General features: G+C 66.2%; 10 protein-coding genes. 9 read left to right on the top strand and 1 reads right to left on the bottom strand.

Annotated features, from left to right (window positions below; translation table 11 throughout):
- The first annotated feature begins 4 nt into the window (after nt 1-4).
- From urtB to urtE, 4 genes are all read left to right on the top strand, one after another.
- Nucleotides 5-1621, top strand: a complete 1617-nt coding sequence (gene urtB, locus EJ078_RS08565) for an urea ABC transporter permease subunit UrtB (RefSeq protein ID WP_127403591.1) — start codon at nt 5-7, stop codon at nt 1619-1621.
- Complete coding sequence (gene urtC, locus EJ078_RS08560; RefSeq protein WP_095830570.1) at nt 1618-2841, top strand: urea ABC transporter permease subunit UrtC; 1224 nt, start codon at nt 1618-1620, stop codon at nt 2839-2841. Before urtB ends, urtC begins: the two co-directional genes overlap by 4 nt.
- A gap of 6 nt (nt 2842-2847) precedes the next feature.
- Nucleotides 2848-3594 carry an urea ABC transporter ATP-binding protein UrtD gene (urtD, locus tag EJ078_RS08555; RefSeq protein ID WP_127214271.1) on the top strand — a complete coding sequence of 249 codons (747 nt, stop codon included), beginning with the start codon at nt 2848-2850 and terminating at the stop codon, nt 3592-3594.
- A 70-nt stretch (nt 3595-3664) separates the two neighbouring features.
- On the top strand, nt 3665-4360 hold the full coding sequence (urtE, locus tag EJ078_RS08550) for an urea ABC transporter ATP-binding subunit UrtE (protein WP_067327999.1): 696 nt from the start codon (nt 3665-3667) through the stop codon (nt 4358-4360).
- Nucleotides 4361-4720: 360 nt separating this feature from the next.
- Here the strand turns inward: urtE and EJ078_RS08545 are convergent, their stop codons facing one another.
- Nucleotides 4721-5839, bottom strand: a complete 1119-nt coding sequence (locus EJ078_RS08545; protein WP_127214269.1) for an FAD-binding oxidoreductase — start codon at nt 5837-5839, stop codon at nt 4721-4723.
- A gap of 109 nt (nt 5840-5948) precedes the next feature.
- On the opposite strand from EJ078_RS08545, the gene EJ078_RS08540 reads away from it, so the two are divergent.
- The 5 genes from EJ078_RS08540 to EJ078_RS08520 all read left to right on the top strand — a co-directional run bounded on the left by EJ078_RS08540 (nt 5949) and on the right by EJ078_RS08520 (nt 12673).
- Nucleotides 5949-6854 carry a LysR family transcriptional regulator gene (locus EJ078_RS08540; protein WP_127214267.1) on the top strand — a complete coding sequence of 302 codons (906 nt, stop codon included), beginning with the start codon at nt 5949-5951 and terminating at the stop codon, nt 6852-6854.
- An 87-nt stretch (nt 6855-6941) separates the two neighbouring features.
- Nucleotides 6942-9020 (top strand): hydantoinase/oxoprolinase family protein, encoded by a 2079-nt coding sequence (locus EJ078_RS08535; protein WP_127214265.1) that lies wholly within the window; start codon nt 6942-6944, stop codon nt 9018-9020.
- Between the two features lie 4 nt (nt 9021-9024).
- Nucleotides 9025-11010 (top strand): hydantoinase B/oxoprolinase family protein, encoded by a 1986-nt coding sequence (locus tag EJ078_RS08530; protein ID WP_127214263.1) that lies wholly within the window; start codon nt 9025-9027, stop codon nt 11008-11010.
- Nucleotides 11007-11309: a (2Fe-2S)-binding protein gene (locus tag EJ078_RS08525; RefSeq protein ID WP_095801057.1), complete on the top strand. Its 303-nt coding sequence runs from the start codon at nt 11007-11009 to the stop codon at nt 11307-11309. Before EJ078_RS08530 ends, EJ078_RS08525 begins: the two co-directional genes overlap by 4 nt.
- Nucleotides 11306-12673, top strand: coding sequence for an FAD/NAD(P)-binding oxidoreductase (locus tag EJ078_RS08520; RefSeq protein WP_127214261.1), 1368 nt, complete (start codon nt 11306-11308; stop codon nt 12671-12673). The genes EJ078_RS08525 and EJ078_RS08520 overlap by 4 nt, the downstream gene beginning before the upstream one ends.
- Nucleotides 12674-12716: the final 43 nt, after the last annotated feature.

The following is a 12716-nucleotide window of genomic DNA, read 5'->3' as shown; positions in this document are numbered from 1 at the left end:
GCTGATGATCCTGTTGCGCGCGATTGGCTTGACGCTGCTGCTGACGATGGCAAGCCTGCTGCCGTCGAAGGCAGGCGAGGCCGATCTTCGCGCGGCAATAGCCAAGTTCGCTACAGCGACTAATTTCTCGGCCACGGAAGCCATCGTGCGCGAGCTCGCGACCAGCGGCGATCCGGCCGTCGAAAGGCCGCTGTCGGCGCTCGCCGACGGTAACCTCTATATTCGCAAAGCCGATTCGCAGGTCTTCATCGGCAAGGACGCGGCGAGCGGTGTCGAACTGCTCGATCCTTTCAGCGGCGACAAGTCCGCCGATGCCGCCAAGGCCGATCTCACCAAGATCAAGGTCAACAACGGTCTTCGCCGCGCCATACGCGACGCGCTGGGGACGCTGACGCTGCGCGCCAAGGACGCGAGCGTGCGCCTTGCCGCCGCCGCGACCATGTTCAAGACGCCCGACGCGGCGAATATCGAACCGCTCGATGCCGCGATCGCTGCTGAGACCGACCCAGCCGTCAAGACGATGTTCGTGCAGGCGCGCGCGGCGTCGGTTCTGGTTTCCGACAAGCCGGAAGCCGACAGGCTCGCCGCCATCTCGGCCATCGCGGCGCGCGGCGACCGCGATGCGCTTTCCCTGCTGACCTCCGTTGAGGCTGGCGCGCAGGGAGCGGTCAAGAACTTGGCAACCGCCGCGATCGGCCATATCAATTCGACGATGGCATTGTGGGATGCCGGCCAGAACATCTGGTACGGCATATCACTCGGATCGGTGCTGCTGCTCGGCGCTATCGGTCTCGCCATCACCTTTGGCGTCATGGGCGTCATCAACATGGCGCATGGCGAGATGGTGATGCTCGGCGCCTACACCACCTTCGTCGTCCAGCAGGTGATCCGCACGTCGTTTCCGAGCCTCTTCGACTGGTCGCTGGTCATCGCGCTGCCGCTCGCCTTCCTGGTCTCGGCGCTGGTCGGCCTCGTCATCGAGCGCGGCGTCATCCGCTTCCTCTACGGCCGGCCGCTGGAGACGCTTCTTGCCACATGGGGCGTCTCGCTGATCCTGCAGCAGGCGGTGCGCACCGTCTTCGGCCCGACGAACCAGGAGGTCGGCAATCCGTCCTGGATGTCGGGATCGTTCGACATCGGTCAATTGGCCATCACCTGGAACCGGCTGTGGATACTGGTGTTCGCGCTGCTGGTGTTCGGTGTGCTGCTCTACGTCATGAAGCGAACGCCCTGGGGCCTGCAGATGCGTGCCGTCACCGCCAATCGGCGCATGGCCGCATCCATGGGCATCAGGACGCCTTGGGTCGACGCGCTGACTTTCGCGCTCGGCTCCGGTATCGCCGGGATCGCCGGCGTGGCGCTCAGCCAGATCGACAACGTCTCGCCCAATCTCGGCCGCGGCTACATTATCGACAGTTTCATGGTCGTGGTCTTCGGTGGCGTCGGCAATCTCTGGGGCACGATGGTCGGCGCCTTCTCGCTCGGCATCGTCAACAAGTTCCTCGAGCCGTACGCCGGCGCGGTGCTTGGCAAGATCGTCGTGCTGGTACTGATCATCCTGTTCATCCAGAAGCGGCCGCGCGGCCTGTTCGCGCTGAAGGGCAGGGCGGTGGAAGCATGATCACGCAGCGCTTCTTCGGCGCCGACCGGCGCATCGCGATCGCCATCCTCGTCCTGCTGGCGGCGGCCGCCATCGTGCCGCTGCTAAACCTCGCGGTGTCGCCTCAAAGCGCTTTCTACATTCCGCCTTACATCGTCTCTTTGGTCGGGAAATATCTCTGTTACGCGCTGCTGGCGCTCGCGCTCGATCTGGTCTGGGGCTATTGCGGCATCCTTTCGCTCGGCCACGGCGCCTTCTTCGGGCTCGGCGGCTATGCGATGGGCATGTATCTGATGCGTCAGATCGGCTCGCGCGGCGTCTATGGCAATCCCATCCTGCCGGACTTCATGGTGTTCCTGAACTACAAGGAACTGCCCTGGTTCTGGCACGGCTTCGACCATTTCTGGTTCGCGGTGCTGATGGTGCTGGCCGTGCCGGGCCTGCTTGCCTTCGTATTCGGCTGGTTCGCCTTCCGCAGCCGCGTCACCGGCGTTTATCTCTCGATCATCACCCAGGCGATGACCTATGCGCTGCTGCTTGCCTTCTTCCGCAACGACATGGGTTTCGGAGGCAATAACGGCCTGACCGATTTCAAGGACATACTCGGCTTCAACATCCAGGCCGACGCGACGCGCGCGGCGCTGTTTTCAGCAAGCGCCGTGACGCTGGCGTTCGCCGTCTTTGTCACCGCGGCGATCGTGCGCTCCAAATACGGCAAGCTGCTGATGGCGGTGCGCGACGCCGAAAGCCGCACCCGCTTCCTCGGCTGGCGGGCCGAGAATGTAAAACTCTTCGCCTTCAGCGTCTCGGCCGTCATGGCCGGCATCGCCGGCGCGCTCTACGTGCCGCAGGTCGGCATCATTAATCCCGGCGAGTTCGAGCCCGCCAATTCGATCGAAGTGGTGATCTGGACCGCCGTCGGCGGGCGCGGCACCATCGTCGGCCCGATTATCGGCGCGCTCCTGGTCAATGCCGGCAAATCCTGGTTCACCGGCGTGCTGCCTGAATTCTGGCTATTCGCGCTTGGCGGGTTGTTCGTCGCCGTAACGCTGTTCCTGCCCAAGGGCGTGGTCGGCATGTGGGATAGCTGGCGCGGCAAGGCCAGGGCGCTGCGCGCGGCCTCGCTCGCCGCGAAAGCCGGCATCGACCCGCCGGAAGCGCAGCCGAAGATCGAGCGCTCGGCGGCGAGAACGCCGGGCGCGTGGTCGGCCAACGGCCCCGAACCGCAGCCGGCGGAGTAAGCGACCATGAGCAAGTCGAACACCATCCTCTATCTGGACGGCGTCTCGGTCTCCTTCGACGGCTTTCGCGCCATCAACAACCTGTCGCTGGTGCTCGACAAGGGCGAGATGCGCGCCATCATCGGACCCAACGGCGCCGGCAAGACGACGATGATGGATATTGTCACCGGCAAGACGCGGCCGGACGAGGGCGAGGTATTCTTCGACGGTCAGGTCGATCTCACCCGGCATGACGAAGCCGAGATCGCCATGATGGGCATCGGCCGCAAGTTCCAGAAGCCGACCGTCTTCGAGAGCCACAGCGTCGAGGACAATCTGATGCTGGCGCTGAAGGGGCCGCGCTCGATCTTTCCAGCGCTCTTCCATTGCGGCTCGCCGACCGGGGCCAGGCGCATCGACGACATCCTCGGCATCATCCGCCTCGGCGACAAGCGCGGGGAGGTCGCCGCCAATCTCAGCCATGGCCAGAAGCAGTGGCTGGAGATCGGCATGCTGCTGGCACAAGACCCGAAGCTGCTCCTCGTCGACGAGCCGGTCGCCGGCATGACCGATGCGGAGACCGAGGAGACGGCGCGCCTGCTCAAAGACATCGCCCGCGACCATTCGGTGGTCGTCGTCGAGCACGACATGCATTTCGTGCGCGAGCTCGGCGTCAAGGTCACCTGCCTGCACGAGGGCTCGGTGCTGTCGGAAGGCACGCTCGATTTCGTTTCGGCCGACGAACGCGTCGTCGAAGTCTATCTGGGGCGCTGAGCATGATCTGGCGGGTCTCGTTGCATCGTTTCGACCTTTCCTTCCTCAGGTGCTGGAGAAGGGGCTGACCATGCTCGAAGTCTCCAACGCCACCCTCCATTACGGTGCCGCCCAGGCGCTGCGCGGCGTTTCGCTGAAAGCGGGCGCGGGCAAGATCACCTGCGTACTCGGCCGCAACGGCGTCGGCAAGACCAGTCTGATGAGATCCATCGTCGGCCATCATAGGCTGACGAGCGGAAGTGTTGCCTTCGAGGGGAAAGCGCTCGAGCGGAGCGCGGCGTATGACCGCGCCCGGTCGGGCATCGCATTCGTGCCGCAGGGCAGGGAAATCTTTCCCCTGCTCACGGTGCGCGAAAATCTGGAATCGGGGTTCGCACCGCTGAAGCGCGCCGACCGCAACGTTCCAGCTCATGTCTTCGAGCTGTTTCCAGGGTTGAAGCAGACGCTCGGCCGCCGCGCCGGCGACTTGTCCGGCGGCCAGCAGCAGCAGCTCGCCATAGGCCGCGCGCTGGTGATGCGGCCGAAGCTGCTCGTGCTCGACGAGCCGACCGAAGGCATCCAGCCATCAATCATCAAAGACATCGGCCGCGCCATCCGCTATCTGCGCGACCAGGCGGGGATCGCGGTGCTTCTGGTCGAGCAGTATCTGGATTTCTGCCGCGAGCTTGCCGACGAGGTCAACATCATGGATCGCGGCCAGATCGTGCATACCGGCCCCGCCGAGGATCTGGACAGGCCCGATGTACGCAAGCTCCTTACTGTCTAGGTTCAGTCGTCATCCTTTGGCCGAAGCGCCGCAAAACAATGTCGTTTCGATGGAAAGTCCGTAGAAGCGCGCCATGTTCTGCGCGGCATCCTGCGTTCGACATTAAGCCGATAGGGCTGAGCAAAGCATGGGATAAGAATCGCCGATCGGGGAATGCTCGTACAACGACACTTATGAATCGCTTGTCGCGCAGCGCCCACGCGTTCCAATCCGCGGCCGCGGTTTGCTGGGGGCGAACTCCAGTCTGAGCCATCCGAAAGCGACCTTTCTGCTCACCCAACAAGCCGTCATTCGGACAGATGGAAAGCTCCCTTCTTCCGCGTCAAAGGACGCCTGAGCCCAGGGGATCGACTCGCCTCGTCAGGCTCCGCGATTGAAGCGATCTATCCTAAAATCGTCGAGGGCCGTTTCGCAGTCGCCGGTGGTGATGAGCTCGGCCATGGCGTCGCCGACACCCGGACCGAGCTGGAAGCCGTGCCCGCTGAAGCCGAAGGCGTGGAACAGGCCCGGCGTCGTCGACGAGCGTCCCATGACCGGCAGCATGTCGCGGACATAGCCTTCGCAGCCCGACCAGGTGCGGATGACCGCGACTTGCGCGATCGCCGGCAGCAGCCGCGCGACGGCCCGCAATTGCGTCGGCAGGCGCATGGGGTCGGCGGCCGCATGGCCTGGATCGAGGTCCACCGACACTCTTTCGGCCGCGCCGCCGAAGACGATGTTGCCACGCTCGACCTGACGCAGATAGGCGCCATAGTCCTTGTCGCGCGTCCAGATGCCGACCACCGGCAGGATCCGGTGCGGCAGTGGCTCGGTCACACCCATTTGTGGACCGCGGGCATCGAGCGGGACCTCTTCGCCGAACAGCGCGGCGACGCGCGCGCCCCAGGCGCCGGCGGTGTTGAGCAGGCATTCTGCAGCGAAAGCGCCTTTTGAACTGGCGACAAGGAAACCGGAGTCGGTCCGCTCGATCTTTTCGACCCGAGCTTCGTCGATGATTTTCGCGCCCAGCTTGCGGGCGGCCTCGGCGAAGGCCGGCGCGATCAGCCGCGGATTGCCGCTGCCGTCATGCGCAGAGAACGACGCCGCGATCGCGTCCGGACCGAGGCCGGGAAAACGCGCGCGGATCTCGCGCGGGCTGAGCTGCTCCAGCTCGAGTCCCCAGGGACGCGCCGCCTCGGCATAGCTGCGCATGTCGGCGAGACCGCCTTCATCGAAGATCAGCCGCACGTGACCGGTGGCGCGGAATTCGACATCGCGCCCCAGCATTTTTTCGGCCTCGCCCCACAGCCGGAGCGAGCGGTGGGCCAGCGGAAGCTGCGACAGATGACGCCCCGTGCGCCGGATGTTGCCGAAGGAGGCGACGGTTGCTCCACTGCCGATCCGGTTGCGCTCGATCAGCGTCACGCGGGCGCCGCGCCTGGCCAGGAAATAGGCGGATGCCGTCCCCATCAGGCCGCCGCCCAGCACGATCACATCCATTGTCGTTCCTTAGCGCAGAGGGCTGATCCTGATCCATCTTGTCGGCGCCGCGGCAATGCGTCAAAGATGGCTTTGGATAAAAGCCATAAGTTTTACCTATGGAGTAGGAATGCGGGCCCGGCAGCTCGAAGTGTTCATCGCCGTCATGCGCGCGGGCACCGTGACCGCCGCGGCGCGAATGCTGAACATCTCCCAGCCCGCGCTCAGCCAGATACTGCTCCACACTGAGGACGAGCTCGGCTTCACGCTGTTCGAGCGGGTCAAGGGCAGGCTGCGGCCGACCCCTGAGGCGCTCGAGATCTTTCCCGATGCCGAGAGGCTGTCGGCGGGGCTCGACGGCCTGCGCCGCAAGACCACCGATCTGCGTCTCGGTCGGACTGGACTGGTGCGGGTCGCCGCCTCGCCGCCGCCGGCCATGGCGATATTGCCGCGCGCCTTCACCGCATTTCGGGCGCAGCATCCCGACATGCTGCTGCGTTCCCATAGCGCGCCGATCGCCGCGATTGTAGACATGCTGCGCGCCGGCGATGCCAGCCTCGGCGTGGCCATGGATGACCGCCTGCCTCCCGATATCGAGGCCGAGGTGATCGGCAGCGTCGGCTTCGCCTGCCTGCTGCCGCGCGGACACGCGCTGCAGAATAAGCCCGAGCTGACGCTCGCTGATCTCGTGGGGCAGGAACTGATATCCTATCGCGGCAACACGCGTCCCGCCGACGAGCTGGCCCACGCGGCCCGCGCGCAAGGCGTGGCGCTTTCACCGTCGCTGGAGATCGACGTTTCGATTTCTGCCGTCGGCTTCGTCCAGGCTGGTCTGGGCGTGGCTCTCGTCGACGCGCTGCTGCCGTGGCACCAGTTTTCCGGCCTCGCTGTCAGGCCGCTGGCGGGCGGCCCGGAATTCCCGATCGCGCTGCTCACGTCCCGCGCACGAGCCCTTTCGAGGGCCGACGAAACGATGCGCGATGACATCCGCACGGCCTGCTCCGCCGTTGTCGGCGAGCATAGCGTCAAGGTATAAGTACGACTTATATTCCTGCCCATCATCCATCTTGGACCGTGACTGTCCGCTCGTGCGAGTTTCCGAGCAGACGGAAAGGGACGCACCATGGATGGAGCCACTGCGACGGATGAGGCGCTGAAGAAGGCCGACTGGAAGGTCGGCGTCGATATCGGCGGGACATTCATCGATTTCTGCGCGCTCGAAGCAAACTCCGGACGCGTCGCTTCGCTGAAGGTGCTGACGACGCCGGAAGATCCGGGTGCCGAGCTGATGACGGGGCTCACCTTGCTGGCCGAACGCGAAGGCTTCGACCCGACCCAGATGACGCGCTTCGTGCATGGCACGACCGTCGGTATCAACACGATCATCCAGCGCAAGGGCGCGCCGCTGGCGCTGTTCACCAATGCCGGCTTCGAGGACGTGATCGAGCTCGCGCGGCTTCGCATGCCGGACATGTATTCGCTGTTCTGCGCGCGGCCGGATCCGCTGATCTCGCGCGACATGGTCTTCGGCATTCCGGCCCGCATGCTGGCCGATGGCAACGAATCCCAGGTGCCCGACACGGCGGCGGTGGAGAGCGCGGTCGCGGCCGCGAAAGCGAACGGGGCGCAGGGGATCGTCGTGTCCTTCCTTCATTCCTGGCGCAACGCTGCGCAGGAGGCTTCGGTCAAGGCGGCGATCGCGCGCTTGGCGCCCGACCTCTTCGTCTTCACCTCCGCCGAGGTGTGGCCGGTCATCCGCGAATACGAGCGCAGCTCGACCGCCATTCTCAATGCCTATGTCCATCCGCGCGTCTCTGGCTATCTGACCGCGCTGGAAGAGCGGCTGAAGCATCGCGGCGTGCCGGCCCGGCCGATGCTGACGAAGTCGAACGGTGGGCTGATGAACGCCGCCGAAGGCAAGCGCGCCTGCGTGAATATGCTGCTGTCGGGAACGGCCTCCGGCGTCATCGGCGCCTCGTGGCTGGCGCGTCAGGCCGGCGAGGATAAGGTTCTCACCCTCGACATCGGCGGGACCTCGGCCGATTTCGCGCTCATCATAAACGGCGAGCCGCAGTTCGGCACCGGCGAGCTGATCGGCGAATTTCCGCTCCATATCCCTTCCGTATCGGTGAGCTCGATCGGCGTCGGCGGCGGCTCGATCGCCAGCGTCGACGCGCAAGGAGTGCTGCGGGTCGGGCCGGAATCGGCCGGTTCGACGCCGGGACCTGCATGCTACGGCCGTGGCGGCGAGCGGGCGACGGTAACTGACGCCATGGTGGTGTGCGGATGGCTCGGCCATAGGGAGATGGCCTATGGCCAGCTCAGGATCGAGACCCAACTGGCGCATCGCGTGGTCGGCGAGCTTGCCGCCCGGCTCGGCCGTCCGGTCGAGCAGACCGCGCAGGCGATCCTCGACATCGCGGTGTCGGAAATGTTCGTCGAGGTTGAGAAGCTCGCCTCGCGCGCCGGCGTCGATCTGCGCGATTTCACGCTGATGCCATTCGGCGGCGGCGGCCCGATGCTCGGCGCCTTCCTGGCCCGCGAGCTCGGCATCAAGCGCGTCATGGCGCCCCGCCGCCCCGGCGTGGTATCGGCGCTGGGTGGGCTGGTGGCTGATCTGCGCGGGGACTTCATCCGCACCATCTTCAGCCCGCTATCCGGCGCGTCGCTTCCCGGAATCCGCGAGGCCTTCGAGGCGCTGGCGCAGGAGGGCCGCGACTGGCTTGCGGCGCAGGGGCACGATGCGGCCGCGCAACTCACACTCTCCTGCGACATGCGCTACTTCGGCCAGAGCTATGAGATCGAGGTTGTCCTTTCGCCCCAATGGCTGGCGGACGGCGACGCGGCCGCGATCGAGCAGGCATTCCACCGCACCCATGAGCAGCTCTACGACTTCCACGATCCGGACGGCGCGATCGAGCTTGTGAATGTACGGCTGTCCGCGATAGGCGCAGGTCCGGCGCTCTCCTTCCCCGAGACCGAGGAGATCGACGTCCCGACCCATCCGGCGCGCCGGGTGCCGGTCTATACCGGTCTGACCGTCGAGACCGTCGACCTCCATGACCGCCAGACCCTGGTGCCGGGCAGCGCGTTTCACGGGCCTGCGGTGGTAGTGCAGGAAGATACCACCTTCGCCCTCCCCGCCGGAACGCAGGCGCGGGTCGATCGCCACCTCAATCTCGTACTGACTTTCGCGGAGTGACGCCTTGTTCGACCGCACAAATCTTCAGGTTCTGGCTAACCATGCCCGCGCGGCGGCCGAGAACATGGCCCACACGCTGCACCGCACCGCGCACTCCGCCTTCGTCAAGGAGACGCAGGATTTTACGGTGATGCTGATGGACCGCTCGGGAGCGACCTTCGCCGTCCCGATGGAGCTCGGCGCCACATGGTACCCCGGGCTTTCCTATCACCGTGCGATCGCCATGGTGAACGACTATCGGCCGGGAGACGTCGCCTTCACCAACGATCCCTATTCCGGCCACGTCGCCACGCACGCACCCGACACGCATTTGTGGAAGCCGGTCTTCGTCGACGGCGAGATCGTCGCCTGGACGGGAGGGCACATCCACAACACCGACATGGGCGGGGCTGTGCCGGCTTCGCTCAGCCGCGCGCTCACCGAAATCCATCAGGAAGGCATCCGCTTTCCGCCGATGAAGCTGGTGAGGGAAGGCGTCTTCGACGAGACGATCCTCAGGATCATGAGCACCAATGTGCGCAAGCCGGACCTCAACATCGGCGACATCAAGGCGCTGGTCGGCGCGCTCAACACCGGCGAGCGCAAGATCCAGGCGATGGTGAAGAAGTTCGGCAAGGCCGGCTTCGTCGAAGGCGTTTCAGCTCTTCTCGACCATGCCGAGGCGCAGGCGCGGGCCGTGCTGCGCGCCATGCCCGACGGCACCTGGCAATTCGCCGACTATGCCGATGAGGATTCGGTCGAGGCCAATCCCTGCCGGCTGAAGCTGACGCTGACGATCAAAGGCGATGAGGCCGTGCTCGACTTCACCGGCTCCGATCCGCAGCTCGGCTCCTCGCTCAACGTGCCTTCGGGCGGCGACCCGCGCCACACGATGCTTTTGGTCGGCGTCTATTACGTGCTCTACACGCTCAACCCGAAAATCCTGCTCAACGCGGGCCTCACCCGGCCGTTCACCTGCATCACGCCGCAAGGTTCGGTGCTGAACCCCGTCCATCCCGCCGCCGTCGGCATGCGCTCGCTCACCTGCGCCCGGCTGCGCTCGGTCATCTTCGGGGCCTTCTCACAGGTGCTGCCGGAGCGCTTGCCGGCGGCGCCGGCCGGCAACAACTGCATCGTCAACGTCATGACCATCGATGAGCGCACCAGCAGGAGCGTCATCGCGGCGGTCAACCCCGTCGTGGGTGGCGGCGGCGCGATGCCGCATCGCGATGGCACCAATGGATCGGGCGCCGATGCTGCCTATCTCAAGAACACGCCGATCGAGATCACCGAGACCGAGACGCCGGTCGAGTTCGTGAAATATGGGCTCGCCCAGGACAGCGGCGGTGCGGGCCGCTGGCGCGGCGGGCTGGCGACCGAGATGGCTTTTCGTGTCTTTGCCCCCGACTCCCGGATTACGGCCCGCAATCGCGACCGCAGCTTCTTCCGTCCCTGGGGCGTGCTGGGCGGCAAGGCGGCCGGCCTGTCGGACATGGTCGTCAATCCGGGCACCGGCCGCGAGCGGCGGCTGGGCAACATCGACACGGCGGTGCTGCAGCCGGGCGACGTGCTCGAGATCCGATCCGCCGGCGGCGGCGGACGCGGCGACCCGTTTCAGCGCGAGCCCTGGCGGGTCGGTGAGGATGTGCGGCGCGGCTATCTCTCGCCGGCCGCAGCCGAAAGCGACTACGGGGTCGTTATCCGCGGCGGCGAAGTCGACGAGCGCGCGACGGAGCGGCTGCGCGCGAGGCACACTCCGTCCGTCGGCCATTTCCATTTCGGGCCGGAGCGCGACAGCTACGAAGCGCAGTGGACGCCGGCCGCCTATGACCGGCTCCACGCTCTGCTGGACGCCTTGCCGATCCACTGGCGGTTCTTCGCCAAGACGGAGATTTTTCGCCGCATGAAAGGTCGCTCCGGGCCGGAAGGCGTCCAAGCGGCCTTCGAGGCGGTCTGCGAACGTTTTCCCGAGCTGCCTCGTCCGGGGCCGGTACGAGAGGCCGCCGAATGATCACGGTCGGCCGCATCGTCCGGCTGGCCGAGCGCGATCGCGAGGAGGTGCAATTCCTTCTCGACGGTGAGACGCGCAACGCGCTGGACGGCGACACCGTGCTGACGGCAATGCTGGCTTCAGGACATGCGCTGCGGAGTTCCGAGTTCGGTCCCGAGCCGCGAGCAGGTTTCTGCCTGATGGGAGCCTGCCAGGACTGCTGGGTATGGCAAGAAGGGGGACCGCGCCTGCGTGCGTGCACAACTCTTGTCGTCGAAGGCATGCGGCTGCACACGACGCCGCCGGAGAACTGGCCGTGAGCGAGCCCTCATCGCCGCGCATCGTGATCGTAGGTGCGGGCCCCGCCGGCATAAGGGCCGCGGCGACACTGGTCGACGCCGGGCTCCATCCGGTGGTGATCGATGAAGGGCACCGCGCGGGTGGGCAGATCTATCGCCGCCCGCCTGCCGGGTTCGTCCGAACTCCGGAGCAACTGTACGGCTCTGAGGCGGACAAGGCTCGCGCGTTGCATTTGCTCTTCGACCGGATGGCCGATGAAGGGCGGCTCACTTATTGCGCGCGCAGCTCCGTCATCGCAGTGCATGAGGGGCGGCTGCATGTGCTGGGGGAGGGCGGCGCGGAGGTCGTCTTCTACGACCGCCTGATCCTCGCCACCGGCGCTTCAGACCGCGTCGCCCCGATCCCTGGCTGGCAGAACGCCGGCGTGTACAGCCTTGGCGCGGCGCAGATCGCGCTCAAAGCGCAGGGCGTCGCACTCGGACGGCGCATCGTGCTTATCGGGTCGGGCCCCTTGCTGACGCTGGTTGGCATGCAACTCCTCAAGGCCGGAGCGGATGTGGCGGCGGTGCTCGACACCTCTTCCTGGCGCCAGCAGATGCGCGGGTTCTGGGGACTTGCCGCCCGACCAATCGTGGCGTTGCGCGGGCTGGCCCTGCGGGCGCGGCTTGGTCGCCGCTACCACGCTGGCGTGACGCCTTTGCAAATCGAGGCCGATGGACGGGGTGTCACCGGGATGCGCTGGCGCGACGCCGGCGGCCGGGAGCGCGTCACCCCATGCGACATGATCGGGATCGGCTGGCACCTGCGGGCGGAGACTCATCTGACTGACCTTGCGGGATGCGCCTTCACCTATGACGAGCAATGGCGGCAGTGGCTCCCGAAGACCGACCGGATGGGACGGGCCGGCAATGGCATCTACCTGGCCGGTGATGGGGCTCGTCCTCTCGGGGCGGACGGCGCGGAGATCGCCGGGCGCCTTGCCGCGGCGGCGTGCCTTGCCGATCTTGGAAGCCCGGTGCCCTCCGTCGGCGCCGACCTGCGCAGGCTCGCACGGCTCGAGCGCTTTGCCCGCGGTCTGGCCCAGGCCTTTCCTTGGCCAGGCGCGATGGTGAGGGCGCTTCCCGACGATACGATCGTCTGCCGCTGCGAGAACGTCACTGCCGGGGCCGTGCGCGAGGGCACGACTCTCGGCGGCGGCGAGGCCAACAGGGTGAAATCGCTCTCGCGCGTCGGCATGGGGCGCTGCCAGGGGCGTTATTGCCAGTTGGCAGCCGCCGAACTCATCGCAGCCCACGCCGGCTGTAGGCCCGAGGATGTCGGCCGGTTTCGCGGGCAGGCCCCCATCCGGCCTGCCCCCATCGGCGCCTTTCTTCGGGAGAGCTGATGCAAATCCGGAGGGTTCACCTGCCAAGCGATGTCGGAATGTC

Source organism: Mesorhizobium sp. M1A.F.Ca.IN.022.06.1.1 (genome assembly GCF_003952605.1).
Taxonomy (GTDB): Bacteria; Pseudomonadota; Alphaproteobacteria; order Rhizobiales; family Rhizobiaceae; genus Mesorhizobium.
This window is presented reverse-complemented; position numbering and strand designations above follow the sequence as displayed.